Source organism: Delftia tsuruhatensis NBRC 16741 (assembly GCF_001571325.1).
In the GTDB taxonomy this organism is placed as follows: Bacteria; Pseudomonadota; Gammaproteobacteria; order Burkholderiales; family Burkholderiaceae_C; genus Comamonas; species Comamonas tsuruhatensis.
Genome location: NZ_BCTO01000033.1, coordinates 39,132 through 55,223, shown reverse-complemented (window position 1 = coordinate 55,223; position 16,092 = coordinate 39,132). Strand labels below are relative to the sequence as shown.

Sequence of the window (16,092 nt, the reverse complement as noted above, 5' to 3'; positions counted from 1 at the left end):
ATCACTCCTTGGCGGCCGTCTTGGCCAGGAAGGCCTCCACCGATGCGCGGTGTTCACTGCTGGTGTAGCAGATGCCCTGGGCCTGGCTTCCCTGTGCGAAGACATCGTGCGAAGACAGCTCGAAGCTCTGGTTCAGGATGGTCTTGGTCAACGCCAGCGCGGTGGAAGAAGCCGAGGACAGCTCGCGCGCCCAGGCCTGGGCGTCTGCCACCAAGGTCTCGGCGCTGGCCTGGCGGTCCACGATGCCCAGGGCCAGGGCTTCCGGCAGCTTGACCTGGCGGCCCGTGAAGATCAGCTCCTTGGCCTTGGCCAGGCCCACGCGGCGCGGCAGGAAGTACATGCCGCCGCCGTCGGGGATGATGCCGCGCAGCACATAGCTCCAGGCGAAGCTGGCCCACTCGCTGGCAATGACGAAATCACAGGCCAGCGCCGTGTCCGCGCCCAGGCCCGACGCTGCGCCGTTGACGGCGGCGATCACGGGCTTGGGCATGGTGTGCAACAGGGCCTGGACGTGGTGCACGCGCTGCTGGCGCTGCCAGCCGTTGAAGCCCACCTCGCCCGCAGGCGCGTTCATGCGCCTTTGCATTCCGGCAATGTCCCCGCCTGCGCAAAAGCCCTTGCCCGCGCCTGTCAGCACCAGGGCCTTGATGGCCTTGTCCGCCGCCACGCGCTCCAGGGCATCGATGAACTCGGTGCGCATGTCATCGCTCATGGCGTTGCGCTTGTCGGGGCGGTTCAGGGTCACGGTCGCCACCGCATCGGCGACATTCAGTTGGATCAGTTCGTAGTTCATGGCGTGCTATCAAGGTGATCGCGGGCAATGCGATCAATCGGGATGGATGTTGTTTTGCCTGACGATCTGGGCCCAGCGCTTTTCCTCGGCCTGCACATAGGTGTCCAGTTCCGCCGCCGGCCCGGCATTGACCACCAGGCCTTCGTGTTCCAGCTTGCGAACAAAGTCCGGCGAACGGGCCGCCTTGCGGGCCGCAGTGTTCAGGCGCTCGATCACGGCAGCGGGCGTGGCGGCCGGCACGTACAGGCCGTACCAGCTCTCGACGCGGTAGCCCGGGACGGTGACGGCGATGGGCGGCGCATCCTTGAAGGCGGCAGACGGCTCGGCCGTGGTCACACCCAGCACGCGCAGCTTGCCGTTGTCGATGAAGGTGGATACCGCCGCCGCGGTGGCAAACATCATGTCCACCTGGCCACCCATCAGATCGGTGAGTGCCGGGCCTGCGCCACGGTAGGGCACATGGGTGATCCTGACCTTGGCCAGGTTGGCAAACAGCTCACCCGCCAGATGCGCCGACGTTCCTGCGCCCTGCGAGGCATAGGTCAGCTTGTCGGGACTGGCCTTGGCGGCGGCCATCACGTCCGCCACCGTCTTGTACGGGCTGGCGGCGGGCACCACCAGCACGTTGGGGCCGCGGCCGATCAGGATCACCGGCGCGAAGGCCTTGTTGCTCCCGTACGGCAGCTTGGCCTGCAGCGCCGGATTGACGGCGTGCGCGAAGGAAGCCACGACCACGGAGTAGCCGTCCGGCGCGCTCTTGGCAACGTTGTCGGTGCCGATGATCGTGCCGGCACCGGGCTTGTTGTCCACGATGACGGGCTGGCCCAGGTCCTTGGCCATCTCGGCACCCAGCGTGCGTGCGATCAGGTCGGTTCCGCCACCGGGCGCGAAGGGCACGACGAGGCGCACGGGCTTTTCCGGGAAGGCTGCAAAGACTGCGTTGCAGGCAGTCGCGAGCACGGCAATGAGCGCAATGGCCCTGGCGCAACGGCGGGCGGCGAAACGAAGCATGGTGTGTCTCCTGGTTCTATGGGCAGAGGTCCGGTCCATGCGCAAGCGTTGCGATGACGCTGGCGACGGATTGGTGAAAGCTTAGGGAAACGCGCCGCAGTTGTGACCCCCCATGTTCCAACCAGTGAAACCGCACAGCGAGCGCGCCAGGACTTGCGTTTTCATCTGCCATCCTTTCGGTGGAATACTCCACGCCATCAGGCGCCCGCGCCTGTGCAGCAAGAACCAGGCTTTCAACCGAGGATGAACCGGTCCTCCCGCAGGCGGCAGCAACATGACCCACAGGCGATCCCCCATACTCCATGACAAGCCCGGTCAGTCCCCGAGCAACCGCTCCTTGGAAAGAGGCATCGAAATACTCCGTGCGTTCAGGCCCGGGTCGGAACTGCTGGGCAACGGCGACCTGGTGGAACGCACCGGACTGTCCAAGGCCACCGTGAGCCGGCTGACGCAGACCCTGGTGGGCTGCGGCATGCTGCAGGCCGATCACCAAAGCCGCGCCTTTCGCCTGGCTCCCGCTGTCCTGAGCCTGGCGCACGCCATGCGTACCGGATCGACGGTGCTTTCGATGGCGGCCCCCCTGATGCGCACCCTCGCCGAGACACGCAGGATCAACGTGGGCCTGGCCTGTCCCGACAGGGACGAGATGGTCTATCTGGAATCGATCCGCTACAACCGCCGGATTGTGCTCAGGCATGTGGTGTCGGGTCAGCGCGTGCCCATGGAGCTGACGTCGCTGGGCCGTGCCTACCTTGCCGTGGCGCCGCCTGCCAGGCGCAAGGCACTGTTCGACAGCTTCAGGCTCAAGAGAGGCGCCCAATGGCGCGACCTGGAAAAACAGATCCAGGCGGCCATCAGGTCCGTGAAAAGCCAAGGCTTCTGCGCTGCATCGTGGCAGCCGGAAGTGGTTGCACTGGCCACGCCGCTGGTGACACCCGATGCCATCTATGTCCTGAACTGCAGCGTGTCCACGACGGAGCCTGTGCCAGCCATCGTGCAGGAGCTGCACCCGGCGTTGCTGCAGCTGGGCCGCCAGATTCAGAGCCTGCTGGAGAAACGGTGAGGTTTGGCCGCCGTTCCGCGCACCTGCGGGCGGCCCGCTTTGCATAGGGAAAAAACATAGCTGATATAGGCTGCATTGCCTTATCGCAATGGCGCCCGCAACCCAGACTGGCGGCATGACAAACACCCATCTGGAGACAACCGGCGTCACTCGCCGGCTCGTGCGCTACCGCCCGCAGGCTGCGAAGGACGAGATACAAATCGAGTATGCGGACCAGGGCGCAGGGCCGGTCGTCTGCATGCTGCCATCGCTGGCCCGTTCCGGCCGGGACTACGACGTCGTTGCCCGCCATCTGCAGGCGCAAGGGCTGCGGGTACTGCGCCCCGAGCCTCGGGGCATAGGCCAAAGCCGTGGCCCCATGCAGGGGCTGACGCTGCATGACTTCGCAGCCGACGTCGCCGCCGTCATCGACCACGAAGCCACCGGCCCTGTCGTGGTCGTGGGTCATGCCTGGGGCAGCCAGCCGGCGCGCATGCTGGCGGCCGACAGGCCGGACCTGGTGCGCGGCGTCGTCATGGCCGCCGCCTCGGCAGGCAAGCTGCCGCCGGGATCGGACGAAATGCCGTATGGCCGCCTGCGGGACGCAATCGACGGCGCGGGCGATGCACGGCTGTCCAGGGAGCAGCGCCTGGACTGCCTGCGCCGCGCCTTCTTTGCCCCGGGACATGACCCCAGCGCCTGGCTGGACGGGTGGAACGCCCAGGCCCATGAAGCGCAAGGCCATGCACGGCGCGTCACGCCCATCGATGACTACTTCAGCGCAGGAACGACCGTTCCCATACTGGATCTTCGGGCCGAGCATGACGCGGTCGTGATCCCCCATGTGATGAAGTCCTGCCTGGGCGAGCGGGTGACGGAACAGGTGATTGCCGACGCGGGCCACGCCCTGGCGCCCGAGCAGCCCCTTGCCATGGCAGACGCCATTGCGGCATTCACGCGCCGCGTGTACGCCGCCTAGGCCAGCCCTTGCCCGCAAGACACCCGGCCCCTTCGGGGATGCGCCGGACAGAAACAGTGCTCAGGAGACAACGATGACCATCCACACGCCCGCAGCCGCCATCAGGAAAACCTGGAAGATCGCCATGACCTGTGCTGCCTGGGCCACCTGCACCCTGGTGGGCGCGCAAGACTATCCGGGCAAGCCGATCCGCATGGTGATTCCGTACACGCCGGGTGGCTCGATCGACACCGTGGGCCGCCTGGTGGCCGACCAACTGCAAAGGCAGCTGGGCCAGGCCATCGTGATCGAGAACGTTCCGGGGGCTTCCGGCCTGTTGGGAACCCTGCAGGTCAAGAAGGCCAAGCCTGACGGATACACGCTCATCTTCAATGCCTCCAGCCATGCCTACCTGCCGCTGGTCAGTTCCAAGAAAACCTATGACGCCGAGCGTGACTTCACGCCCGTGGGGCAAATCGGGTACGTGCCGCTGATCGTGGCGGTCACCAACGAGTTGCCCGTCAGGACCGTGGCAGAGTTCGTGCAACTGGCCAGGGCCCATCCAGGCAAGTACACCTGGGCGACTTCCGGCCTGGGTACCACCAGCCACCTGAGCGAAGAGATGCTGAACCGGGCCCTTGGCCTGCAGATGGACATCGTCGCCTACAAGGGTGCCGTTCCCCAATTGACGGACGTGATCGGCGGCCATGTCTCCGCGGCCATCTCGCCCATGCCGGGTGTCATGCCCTTCGTGCAGGCCGGCCGTCTGCGGCCCCTTGCTGTCACCAGCAAGACCCGCGTCCCGTCGCTGCCCGATGTGCCGACGCTGGCGGAGGGCACCATTGCCGGGTTCGAGCTCCTGTCCTGGTACGGAATCTGGGGCCCGGCCGGCCTGCCCGCAGACATCACCCACAGGTTGAACACCGAAATTTCAAAGGCCGTGGAGGCGCCGTCGCTGAAATCCAGGTTCGCCGAACTGTCCTTTGTCCCCGCGAAGTCCAGTCCTGCGCAGTTCCGGAAATTGATCGCTGACGACCTGAACAAGATCGGCAAGGCCGTCAGGGAAGCGGGCATCCGCATCGACTGACCTGCCGCTTCCGATCCGGGAGGCATGCCCTACACGGCGCGGGCGCCCTTGCGAAAGTCAAGCTCGCGCAGCAACTTGGCGGTTTCCGCGATCAGCCGGTTCGCGGGACGCGCCCTGGGCATGGCCAGCACGAGCTGGTTGCGTATGGCCGGCGGGCCGATGGGCGCAGACTGGATTCCAGTGCGGGCACCGGCCAGATTCAACGCACTGTCCGGAAGAATGGAGCAAGCCAGTCCCTCCTCCACCACGGACAGCGCCGTGTGCACGGCCCCCACCTCGGCCACCACGTTCAGCCGGATCTTGCGCGGCAGCAGGACGGCGTCCACGAGGCTGCGTATCGGGTTATGGGTGCCCGGCAGCACCAGCGGAAAGTCCGCCAGGGCCGAAAGGCCGATGCGCGACGGCAACCGGTAGCCCTTGGGAGCCACCAGCAGCATGGACTCGCGCATCAGGGGTTCGTAGGACAGCAGGGGCGTCGGAGCAGGGTCGAACATCAGACCCAGGTCGATGCGGCCCGCAATCATTCCCTCACGCAAGGACAGGCTCAGCCCCTCCACCACCGAAAGCAGTGCATGCGGCAGCCGGCGCCGGAACTCCCGTATCAGCGGCACGGCCAGGCTTGCCGCCACCCGGTGGGGCAGGCCCACGACCACGCTGCCGACGGGCTCGGCATGCATTTCCTTGAGATCGGACAGCGCCTGGCTGGCCGAGTTGAGCATCGTGCGTGCATGCGACAGCAGTGTCTCCCCGGCCGCGGTTGCTGCCACGCCGCGCCCTGTCCTGTCCAGCAGCCGCTGCCCCAGCTCCTCTTCCAGCAGTGCGATCTGGCGGCTCACGCTCGGCTGCGCCAAATTCAGCGCCACGGCCGCGCGGCTGATGCTGCCGTGCTCCACCACGGCGACGAAGTACTCCAGTTGGCGCAGATCCATAGGTATTCAACATAGCTGGTATAGGCGTCATCCAGTTTAACTTTGCCGGCATCGATCGCAAACTGGCCTGCATCGCCGCTTGCCACAGCGGCTCCACCGTGTCACATGAGGAAAGCCAATGAGCAGGTTCAAGTCCAAGATAGCCATCGTTACGGGGGCCGGATGCGTGGCAGCAGGCTGGGGCAACGGCAGGGCCATGGCCGTGCGCCTGGCGGAGGAAGGCGCGAAGGTGCTGGCGGTGGACCGTGACCAGGCGCGGCTTGACGAAACGCTGTCCCTGGCCGGCGAGGCGGCAGCGTCCATCACGACCTGCATCTGCGATGTCACCGACTCGTCCAGCGTCAGGGCCATGGTCCAGGCCTGCCTGCAGGCTTGGGGCGTCCCGGACATCCTGATCAACAACGTGGGCGGATCCGCAGCCGGCGGCCCCATTCAGCTGAGCGAGCAGGACTGGGACAGCCAGATCGACATCAACCTCAAGAGCGTCTTTCTGACCTGCAAGCATGTGCTCCCGCACATGGTCGAACGCGGCAGCGGCGCCATCGTCAACGTGGCGTCCACCTCGGGCCTGCGCTGGACCGGCAGCGCGCAGGTCGCCTATGCGGCCAGCAAGGCCGGCGTGATCCACCTGTCCCGCGTGGTGGCCGTGCAGCATGCGCCTGACGGCATTCGCGTGAACACGGTGGTGCCGGGCCAGCTGCACACCCCCATGGTGCAAGCGCGGCTGGCCAGGCAGCGCACAGGCGGCGATGTGGAGACGCTGCTGGCCTCGCGGGTCAGGCGCATCCCGCTGGGCTTCATGGGCGATGGCCGCGATACCGCCAGTGCCGCCCTGTACCTGGCCAGCGACGAGGCCCGCTTCGTGACGGGAACCGAGCTTGTCGTGGACGGCGGCATGACCGCACGCTGCGACTGAAATTGCACTGCGACTGGACTTGCACTGCGACTGACCTGGCGCTGCGACCGACGGGCCGATCGCCGCGGCCAGCCGCCATGGACATCGCATGGGCCCTGGGGCGAAGGCCGTGCTATGTCCCGCGCCAATGGGCATGCCGCACGCCCAGCTGCAGCTGCTGGATGCGCCGGTGGATGGTGGAGCGGCTGACGCCGAGCTGGCGCGCCGCCTCGGAGACATTGCCCTGGCATTGCGCAAGCAGCTGTTCCAGCGCCTGTGCGGCGGGCTCGCCGGCATTGCCAGCCAAGGCGGTGCGCGCTGGTGCGCGGTGCAGCGCATCGTGCAGGTGGTCAGGCAGGTGGTCGGGCTCGATGGTGCCGTCGCCATCGTGGCCGCACAGGGCTGCGGCGTAGCGCAGCGCGTTGTGCAGCTCGCGCAGGTTGCCGGGCCAGGCGTGCGCGGCCAGCACGGCGCGGGCTGCGTCGCCCAGGTGCAGGTGGCTGCCCAGGGTGGCCAGCATCTGGTCGGCAATGGTCTGCAGGTCGCTGCGCTGGCGCAGCGCAGGCAGGCGAAGCTCGGCCGCGTTGAGGCGGTACAGCAGGTCTTCCCGGAAGCTGCCACGCCGCACCAGCTCGGCCAGCGGCTGGTGCGAGGCCGAGATGAAGCGCACCGCCACCGCCCGTGGCGCGCGCGCGCCCAAGGGGGTGATTTCGGATTCGGACAGCACCCGCAGCAGCTTGGCCTGCAGGGCCAGGGGCATGTCGCCGATCTCGTCAAGGAACAGCGTGCCCTCGTGTGCCGCAGCAATCAGCCCTTCGCGGCCCTTGCTGGCGCCGCCGGTCCAGGTGCCGGGCAGGTAGCCGAACAGCTCGCTCTCCAGCAGTGCCTCGGGAATGGCTGCGCAGTTGATGGCAATGAAGGCGCCGCTGCGGCCGCTGGATGCATGCAGCGCGCGGGCCAGGTATTCCTTGCCCGCGCCGGTCTCTCCCTGCACCAGCACGGGCAGCTCTTGCGGTGCGAGCCGCGCGGCCTTGCGCAGCAGCGTCTGCAGTGCGGCATCACCCGTGTCCAGCGCCTGCAGCGCAGCAGGCAGCGGGGGCTGCGCCGGCCTTGCCTGCGCTTGCAGGCGGCGTGTCCGGCGCTGCGGCTCCATGGCATGGGCGAAGAGGATGCTGCCGTCGCGGGCGCGGATGATGCGCTCCTGCGCCGGGCGATTGCGGCGCAGCTCGGACAGGTGGCGCAGGTCCACGTCGAAGAAGCGCTCCAGCGGCTGGCCGATGAGGCTCTTGCGCTGGCGCCAGTCCAGTTGCGCGGCCGCTGCCAACAGCCGCGCGCCCGCGTGGGTCATGGCGCGGATGCGGCCACGTGCATCGACGCTGATGGAGGCGTCGGGATCGACGTCGAGGAAATCGGGCGACTGGGCCAGGCGCACCACCCAGTCCTGGCCGGACTGCGCCATCAGGTTGGCCTGCTCCACGCGCCGCGGCCATGACGAGGTTGAGCGCCAGGTTCTGGCTGGCCCGCTCGGCAGGTGAGCGCAGCAGCGACAGGTCCAGCACCGCCGCGAGTTCGCCGCGCATGTCGTAGATGGGCGCGGCCGTGCAGGACAGGCCGGTGTGGGTGAAGTCGAAATGGTCGCTCTGGTGCACCGTCAGCGCCTCGCCCGTCTCAAGGCAGGCACCCACGGCCGAGGTGCCCGAGTGGTCCTCGCGCCATTGCGCGCCCAGATACAGGCCCGCGCGGCGCAGGTCGCCCTTGTCGGCCTCATGCCCCAGAAAGTCCACGGCCACGCCATGCCGGTCCGCCAGCAGCAGCACGTAGTCCAGGCCCTTGAGCTGCTGGTACAGCCGCTCCAGCGCATGGCGGGCGATGTGGATCAGCGGCTCGGACTCCTCGCGGTGCGCGCGCAGCTGGCCTTCGGTGACGATGTGGGCTTCGCTGGTATGCGCCGGGTCGAGCCGGTGGGAGTCGATGCAGCGGCGCCAGCTGCGCAGCACGGCGCGGTCGCGCTCCTGCCCGCGGTGGGAGTAGCCCAGGCCGAAGGCTTCGATTTCCTGGATGTGCGAGGCGTAGGACTGCAGGGGCATGGCGTGGAGTCGATGCGGGCTTTGAACGTGCCGCAGACGATTCTGTGCCCTGTGCGGCGCAGCGCCAATCAAGACTTACCCACTGCCCCTGCTGCGCTGCAGCACGCCTGGTGCGACAGGTGTCGCAGGGCTGCCCCACCTGTCGCGGGCGGCAATGCCGGGCAGCGGGTTGCAAGGCGCAGGGTTTGTACCGGAGGCGCGCAGGCAACCCCTTGATTTGCCTGGCGCATCCTGCCGCCGGGCCTGCCTGGCATGGTGATTGCGTAAGAGCGCCTGCCCGAAGAAAAACCAGCGGGCATGACCGCATCAAGGAGACAACCATGACCGATACGACGCCCAACGCCCGCGCCAAGGCGATGCTTGACCAACTCAACCATGCCCTGGGAGACCGCGACTTCGCGGCCGCCAGCCGCCTGTTCGCCGACGAATGCTACTGGCGCGACCTGGTGCTGCTGACCTGGAACATCAAGACCATGGAAGGGCGCAGCCAGATCGCCGACATGCTGGCTGCGCAGCTGGACGCCGCTGCGCCCGTGCGCTTTTCGCTGGACGAGCGCGAGACGGTGGAGGAGGCCGATGGCGTGGTGTCCGCCTGGATCGTGATCGACACGCGCCATGCGCGCGGCGGCGGCCATGTCCGCATCAGGGACGGGCGCATCTGGACGCTGCTGACGGCCGCCCAGGAGCTCAAGGGCCATGAGGAACCCATGGGCACGCGCCGCCCGATGGGGGCCGAGCACGGCATCCGGCGTGGCCGCCAGACCTGGCTGGAGCGCCGCCAGCAGGAGGCCCAGGAACTGGGCCGCGACAGGCAGCCTTTCGTGCTCGTCATCGGCGGCGGCCAGGGCGGCATTGCGCTGGGCGCGCGGCTGCGCCAGCTGGGGGTATCGCACATCGTCATCGACCGCCAGGCGCGCCCCGGCGACCAGTGGCGCAACCGCTATAAATCGCTGTGCCTGCACGACCCGGTCTGGTACGACCACCTGCCGTACATGCCTTTCCCGGACAACTGGCCCGTGTTCGCGCCCAAGGACAAGATCGGCGACTGGCTGGAGATGTACACCAAGGTGATGGAGGTCAACTACTGGCCGTCCACCAACTGCCTGAACGCCCGCTTCGATGAGGGCCGGCAGGAATGGGAAGTCACCGTGGAGCGCAATGGCGAGACGCAGGTGCTGCGCCCCAGGCATGTGGTGTTCGCCACCGGCATGTCGGGCAAGGCGAATGTGCCCAAGATCAAGGGCCAGGACATCTTCAAGGGCGAGCAGCAGCACTCGTCCCAGCACCATGGCCCGGACGCCTACGCGGGCAAGAAGGTGGTGGTGATCGGCGCCAACAATTCCGCCCACGACATCTGCGCGGCCCTGTGGGAGCACGGCGCCGATGTGACCATGGTGCAGCGCTCGTCCACGCATATCGTGCGCTCCGATTCGCTGATGGACATCGGCCTGGGCGACCTGTACTCGGAGCGCGCCGTGGCCAGCGGCGTGACGACCAGGAAGGCGGACCTGATCTTTGCCTCGCTGCCCTACCGCATCATGGCCGACTTCCAGGTGCCGGTGTACAACCGCATCCGCGAGCGCGACGCTCAGTTCTACCGCCAGCTGGAGGCGACCGGCTTCATGCTGGACTTCGGGGATGACGACTCGGGCCTTTTCATGAAGTACCTGCGCCGCGCCTCGGGCTACTACATCGACGTGGGGGCCTGCGATCTGGTGATCGACGGCAGCATCAAGCTGCAGGCGGGCAAGCAGATCAGCCACCTGTCGGAAAACGCGGTGGTGCTGGCCGATGGCACCGAGCTGCCGGCGGACCTGGTGGTCTACGCGACCGGCTATGGCTCCATGAACGGCTGGGTGGCCGACCTGATCAGCCAGGAGGTGGCGGACAAGGTAGGCAAGGTCTGGGGCCTGGGCTCGGACACCACCAAGGACCCGGGACCGTGGGAGGGCGAGCAGCGCAACATGTGGAAGCCCACGCAGCAAGAGGCGCTGTGGTTCCACGGCGGCAACCTGCACCAGTCGCGCCACTACTCGCTGTACCTGGCGCTGCAGCTCAAGGCGCGGCAGGAAGGCCTGCCGGTGCGTGTCTATGACCTGCAGCAAGTTCATCACCTGCGGTAAGGCCGAATAATCGCCATGGGGCGGCTGTGCCGCCCGCCAACCCAGCCTTGCAAAACAGAAAGTTCAATCATGAAAGCAGCACGTTTCCACGACCGGGGCGACATCCGCATCGAGGACATCCCCGAACCCGTGGTGGAGCCCGGCACCGTGGGCATCGAGGTGGCCTGGTGCGGCATCTGCGGCACGGATCTGCATGAGTTCATGGAAGGGCCGATCTTCATCCCGCCCTGCGGCCACCCGCATCCCATCTCGGGCGAGTCCGCACCCATCACCATGGGGCATGAGTTCTCGGGCGTGGTGTACGCCGTGGGCGCAGGGGTGGACGATATCCAGGTCGGCCAGCATGTGGTGGTGGAGCCCTACATCGTGGCCGACGATGTGCCCACGGGGCCGGGCGACAACTACCACCTGTCCAAGGACATGAACTTCATCGGCCTGGGCGGGCGCGGTGGCGGGCTGTCCGAGCGGATTGCCGTCAAGCGCCGCTGGGTGCATCCCATCTCCGATGCCATTCCACTGGACCAGGCCGCGCTGATCGAGCCGCTGTCCGTGGGCCACCATGCCTACACCCGCAGCGGAGCGAAGGCCGGCGATGTGGCACTGGTGGGCGGCGCCGGCCCCATCGGCCTGCTGCTGTCGGCCATCCTCAAGGCCAAGGGCCTGACCGTCGTCATCACCGAGCTCAGTGCCAAGCGCAAGCAAAAGGCGCGTGAATCGGGCGTGGCCGATCACATCCTGGACCCCTCCGAGGTGGACGTGGTGGCCGAGGTGATGAAGCTCACCGGCGGCAAGGGCGTGGATGTGTCGTTCGAATGCACCAGCGTGAACAAGGTGCTGGACACGCTGGTGGCCGCGACGAAGGCCACGGGCGTGGTGGTGATCGTGTCCATCTGGAGCCATCCGGCCACCATCAACGTGCACAGCGTGGTCATGAAGGAGCTGGACGTGCGCGGCACCATCGCCTACTGCAACGACCACCAGGAAACCATCAAGCTGGTCGAGGAGGGCAAGATCAACCTCGAGCCCTTCATCACCCAGCGCATCCAGCTCGATGACCTGGTGGCCCAGGGCTTTGACACGCTGATCCACAACAACGAGTCGGCGGTGAAGATCATCGTGCAGCCACGGTTCAAATAGCCGCTGGGCACCCCGACTGCACGAACCTGGATCTTTCGTGCCGTTCGCCCGGTCGCCGGCGGGGCCGGGCGCAAAGGGGTCAAAACCCGGCGGGGGCCGACACATGCCTCCCGCCGGCAAGCAGGGTTTCCAAAAATCGCTCAGACTAGCCAGAAGCGACTTTTGCAGTGCCGAAGATTTCTGCAACCGACTGAAAAACCCGCGGAACTTCGGCTTTAGCACTCAATCCTAACGAGTGCTAATATGAAGGAATGGAAGAAAGGAACTCTGCAATGACAAACGCCTCCGGCTCCATTGCGACCACCTTGGCGCCCGCTAACCCCTGGGCCCTGGTGCCGCCTCTGGGCAATCTGGATGCCTACATTTCCGCGGTCAACCGCCTGCCCATGCTCACCCTCGAGGAAGAGCAGGACTACGCCCGCAAGCTCAAGGAACACAGTGACCTGGACGCCGCAGGGCGTCTGGTGATGTCCCACCTGCGCCTGGTGGTGTCCATCTCGCGCCAGTACCTGGGTTACGGCCTGCCCCATGGCGACCTGATCCAGGAAGGCAATGTCGGCCTGATGAAGGCCGTCAAGCGCTTCGATCCCGATCAGAACGTGCGCCTGGTGAGCTACGCCATGCACTGGATCAAGGCCGAGATCCACGAGTACATCCTCAAGAACTGGCGCATGGTCAAGGTCGCCACGACCAAGGCCCAGCGCAAGCTGTTCTTCAACCTGCGCTCCATGAAGCAGGGCCTGAAGTCCGACGCCGCCATGGCCGAGGACGGCGCCATGCTGCGCGACACGCTGACCTCCGGCGAGATCGACGCCATGGCCGAGAAGCTCAACGTCAAGCGCGAAGAAGTCATGGAGATGGAAACGCGCCTGGCCGGTGGCGACGTGCTGCTGGACCCCTCGCCCAGCGATGATGGCGAGCAGGCCTTCGGCCCCATCGCCTATCTGGCCGACGGCGCACATGAGCCCACGGCCATGATCGAGTCGCGCCAGCGTGACCACCTGGCCACCGACGGCATTGCCATGGCGCTGGATTCGCTGGACGACCGCAGCCGCCGCATCGTCGAGGAGCGCTGGCTCAAGGTCAACGATGACGGCTCGGGCGGCATGACGCTGCATGAACTGGCCGCCGTGTATGGCGTGAGCGCCGAGCGCATTCGCCAGATCGAGGTGGCTGCCATGAAGAAGATGAAGAAGGCCCTGGCCGAGTTCGCCTGATGGCCTGACGGCCTGGGCTGACAGGCTGCTTCAAGACAAACCCGGATAATCTCCGGGTTTTTTATTGCCCGCGGCCTTTGCGGCCCCCACGCACCCATGCCCGCCCGCGCCATCTCGCCACTACGCCGCCTCTTCGCCAATGCCTTGGCCACCGCCCTGGCTTCGGCCCTGCTGCCTTGCGCTGCCGTGGCGGGCGACAACTGGCCCAGCAAGCCGCTGCACCTGATCGTCGGCTTTCCCGCAGGATCTTCCCCGGACCTCACGGCGCGCGCACTGGCCGAGCCGCTGGAAAAGCGCCTGGGCCAGCCCGTCATCGTCGAGAACAAGGTGGGAGCAGGCGGCAACATTGCAGGCGAGCAGGTGGCCCGTGCGCGCGATGGCCATACCTTCAGCGTGATGATCAACGGCAACCTGACGATTGCCCGCCTGCTCAACCCCGCCGTGCGCTACGACCCCGTCAAGGACCTGCAGCCCGTCAGCCTGATCGGCGTGGCACCCCTGGTGCTGGTGGCGCCGGCCGGCGCGCCCGAGGGCCGGGCCTTCCTGGAGGCCGCTGCCCAGGCCGGCAGCCGCTGGAGCTACGGCTCGCCCGGCGTGGGCACCGTGGGCCACCTGGGCATGGAGCTGCTCAAGAGCCGCTCCGCGCTCAGGCCCGAGCACATTCCCTATCCCGGCTACCCGCAGGTGTTCAACGCCATCCAGGGCGGCGACCTGCAGCTGTCCATGCTGCCGCCCGCGCTGGCCATGGCCCAGGTCCAGGCCGGCAAGCTGCGCGGCGTGGCCGTGACCTCGGCCGCGCGCAGCCCGCTGGCGCCGGGCCTGCCCAGCCTCAAGGAGCTGGGCGTGGGCGATTTCGACCTGGAGATCTGGAACGCCGTGGCGGCGCCCAAGGCCATGCCCGCCGCCCATGTGCACAAGCTGGCCGAGGCCGTGAGCGAGATCGTGCGCTCGCCCGAGATGCGCGCGCGCCTGGCCGCCCAGGGCTGGCAGGCCGTGGGCAGCTCGCCCGAAGGCCTGGCCCTGCGCATGCGCCAGGACGTGGCGACGCTGGGCCGCATCATCCGCGAACAGGGCATACGCGCACAATGATGCGCCCAGTGACGTGCCCTCTTTGACACCCCCATGACCGCAGCCCAAGCCTTTACCGAACTCAACGCCTGGCAGGTCATGGCCTGGGGCCTGGCCTTCTTTGGCGTGCTCTACCTGGCCGGTGGCTGGGGCATGTCGGCGCTCACGCGCTGGCTGCAGCGGCGCGGCGTGGGCCGCGTGCTGGACACGCGCCCGCTCAAGCCCGACCAGTTGCAGCGCGAATGGCGCCAGTCGCTGCATTCGGTGCTGATCTTCGGCATCGGCATGATCGTGCCCTGGGGCCTTCTGCAATTGGGGTGGGCGCGGCTGGAGCCCGATGCAGGCCCCTGGCGCATTGCCATCGAAGTCGTGGTGCTGCTGATCTGGAACGATGTGCATTTCTGGATCAACCACCGCCTGCTGCACACGCGGCTGCTGGGGCGCTTTCATGGCGACCACCACCGCTCCATCGTCACCACGCCGTGGTCCACCTACAGCTTCCATCCCATCGAGGCGCTGATGCTGGGCAACGTCATCCTGTTGCCCATGGTGGTGCATGACTTCAGTTTCTGGTCGCTGGCCTCGGTGCCCGTGCTCAGCCTGCTGCTGAACGTCATAGGCCACTCCAACTACGACTTCTTTCCCAGGGTGTCCGACACGCATGCGCTGGCCGCCAGCCGGCGCCACCATCTGCACCATGCCCGGCCCAATGGCAACTACGGCTTTGCGCTGGCCTTCATGGACCGGCTGATGCGCACGCGCGTGGCACTGCCCGCCACGGCCCGGCCCAGGACGGAATGAGCCGGCCGCCTGCTCGCCACGTCCAGCCATGGCTGCCCCGGCTGCGCCACGGGCGCGACCTGCAGTCGCTGGCCTATCTGGTGGCGCTGCCGCTGATCGTGTGGTGGCAGTGGCAGCACGGCTGGAACCTGTGGCTCTACGGGATCGAGCTGTTCCTCACGCTGGGCGTGGGCGTCATCCACCACAACCACACGCATTTGCGCATGTGGCGCGGGCGCTGGGCCAACCGCTTCACCGACTACTGGCTGACCCTGCTGCAAGGCCACCCGACCTTTGTGTTCTGGCCCGCCCATGTGGCCAACCACCACCGCTTCCGCCACGGCCCGCGCGACATGGCACGCACCTACCGCTTCGGCGGCGACCACAACCATCTGCTGGGCTACCTGCTCCACCCGCTGCAGGCCGGCTGGGTGCTGTACCCGCTGTTCCTGCGCTGGCTGGGCCAGCTGCGGCGGCATTGGCCCGGCGCCTTTCGCTACTGCATGGGCCAGTACCTGCTGTGGCTGGGCAGTTGGGCGCTGCTGCTGTCGCTGGATTGGCAAAAGGCCTTGCTGCTGGTGATCGTTCCCCAGCTGCATGGCCTGCACTGGCTGCTGGCCACCAACTACCTGCAGCACGCCCATGCCGATGGCCGGCCACTGACGCGCGGCCAGCGGCTGGACAGCGCCACGCCACTGAACTACGCGCGCAACTTCGAGGGCTGGGTCAATCCGCTGCTGTTCAACATCGGCCTGCACACGGCCCACCACGAGCAGCCCCAGGCCCACTGGTCCGAGCTCACGCGCTTGCACGACCTGCACTATCGCCAGCGCGTGGCCCCCGCGCTCAACGAAGGCGGACTGCTACCCTACATGGCCCGCGTCTTCGTGCTCGGCACGGTCTGGCCGCCGGCGCGCACGCGCGCGCACATGCCTCCCGGAACATACGACTGATACGTCCCAGAA

The 16,092-nt window shown here is 67.2% G+C and carries 13 protein-coding genes and 1 pseudogene; 10 read left to right on the top strand and 4 right to left on the bottom strand.

Features of this window, described 5'->3' with window-relative positions; translation table 11 throughout:
- Position 1: 1 nt before the first annotated feature.
- Entirely contained in the window at positions 2–793 is a 792-nt protein-coding gene (locus tag DTS01S_RS17200; RefSeq protein WP_017406507.1) for an enoyl-CoA hydratase/isomerase family protein, read from the bottom strand.
- 33 nt (positions 794–826) lie between these two features.
- Positions 827–1,804, bottom strand: a complete 978-nt coding sequence (locus DTS01S_RS17195) for a tripartite tricarboxylate transporter substrate binding protein (RefSeq protein ID WP_016453777.1) — start codon at positions 1,802–1,804, stop codon at positions 827–829.
- A gap of 274 nt (positions 1,805–2,078) precedes the next feature.
- Here DTS01S_RS17195 and DTS01S_RS17190 point away from each other — a divergent pair, with 274 nt between their 5' ends.
- From DTS01S_RS17190 to DTS01S_RS17180, 3 genes are all read left to right on the top strand, one after another.
- Positions 2,079–2,867 (top strand): IclR family transcriptional regulator, encoded by a 789-nt coding sequence (locus DTS01S_RS17190; RefSeq protein WP_016453776.1) that lies wholly within the window; start codon positions 2,079–2,081, stop codon positions 2,865–2,867.
- Positions 2,868–2,982: 115 nt separating this feature from the next.
- A complete protein-coding gene (locus tag DTS01S_RS17185) occupies positions 2,983–3,825 on the top strand; it encodes an alpha/beta fold hydrolase (RefSeq protein WP_254788027.1) in 843 nt (280 codons plus the stop codon).
- Positions 3,826–3,898: 73 nt separating this feature from the next.
- The gene (locus DTS01S_RS17180; protein WP_017406504.1) at positions 3,899–4,891 is read left to right on the top strand and encodes a Bug family tripartite tricarboxylate transporter substrate binding protein; all 993 of its coding nucleotides are present in this window, start codon (positions 3,899–3,901) and stop codon (positions 4,889–4,891) included.
- A 29-nt stretch (positions 4,892–4,920) separates the two neighbouring features.
- Here DTS01S_RS17180 and DTS01S_RS17175 read toward each other — a convergent pair whose 3' ends face one another.
- Positions 4,921–5,820, bottom strand: a complete 900-nt coding sequence (locus DTS01S_RS17175) for a LysR family transcriptional regulator (protein ID WP_016450162.1) — start codon at positions 5,818–5,820, stop codon at positions 4,921–4,923.
- Positions 5,821–5,938: 118 nt separating this feature from the next.
- On the opposite strand from DTS01S_RS17175, the gene DTS01S_RS17170 reads away from it, so the two are divergent.
- Positions 5,939–6,736, top strand: coding sequence for an SDR family NAD(P)-dependent oxidoreductase (locus DTS01S_RS17170; protein ID WP_026062672.1), 798 nt, complete (start codon positions 5,939–5,941; stop codon positions 6,734–6,736).
- Between the two features lie 112 nt (positions 6,737–6,848).
- Here the strand turns inward: DTS01S_RS17170 and DTS01S_RS17165 are convergent.
- Positions 6,849–8,802: pseudogene (locus DTS01S_RS17165) on the bottom strand (sigma-54-dependent Fis family transcriptional regulator).
- Between the two features lie 320 nt (positions 8,803–9,122).
- Between DTS01S_RS17165 and DTS01S_RS17160 the strand changes: the two are divergent.
- The 6 genes from DTS01S_RS17160 to DTS01S_RS17135 all read left to right on the top strand — a co-directional run bounded on the left by DTS01S_RS17160 (position 9,123) and on the right by DTS01S_RS17135 (position 16,080).
- Entirely contained in the window at positions 9,123–10,925 is a 1,803-nt protein-coding gene (locus DTS01S_RS17160; RefSeq protein ID WP_017406502.1) for an NAD(P)/FAD-dependent oxidoreductase, read from the top strand.
- 69 nt (positions 10,926–10,994) lie between these two features.
- Positions 10,995–12,062 carry a 2,3-butanediol dehydrogenase gene (locus DTS01S_RS17155; protein ID WP_016450158.1) on the top strand — a complete coding sequence of 356 codons (1,068 nt, stop codon included), beginning with the start codon at positions 10,995–10,997 and terminating at the stop codon, positions 12,060–12,062.
- A 272-nt stretch (positions 12,063–12,334) separates the two neighbouring features.
- Positions 12,335–13,279 carry an RNA polymerase sigma factor RpoH gene (rpoH, locus tag DTS01S_RS17150; RefSeq protein ID WP_016450157.1) on the top strand — a complete coding sequence of 315 codons (945 nt, stop codon included), beginning with the start codon at positions 12,335–12,337 and terminating at the stop codon, positions 13,277–13,279.
- Between the two features lie 96 nt (positions 13,280–13,375).
- Positions 13,376–14,368 carry a Bug family tripartite tricarboxylate transporter substrate binding protein gene (locus DTS01S_RS17145; RefSeq protein ID WP_017404747.1) on the top strand — a complete coding sequence of 331 codons (993 nt, stop codon included), beginning with the start codon at positions 13,376–13,378 and terminating at the stop codon, positions 14,366–14,368.
- A gap of 33 nt (positions 14,369–14,401) precedes the next feature.
- Complete coding sequence (locus DTS01S_RS17140) at positions 14,402–15,148, top strand: sterol desaturase family protein (protein ID WP_017404748.1); 747 nt, start codon at positions 14,402–14,404, stop codon at positions 15,146–15,148.
- The gene (locus DTS01S_RS17135) at positions 15,145–16,080 is read left to right on the top strand and encodes a fatty acid desaturase (RefSeq protein ID WP_016450154.1); all 936 of its coding nucleotides are present in this window, start codon (positions 15,145–15,147) and stop codon (positions 16,078–16,080) included. The genes DTS01S_RS17140 and DTS01S_RS17135 overlap by 4 nt, the downstream gene beginning before the upstream one ends.
- Positions 16,081–16,092 lie beyond the last annotated feature (12 nt).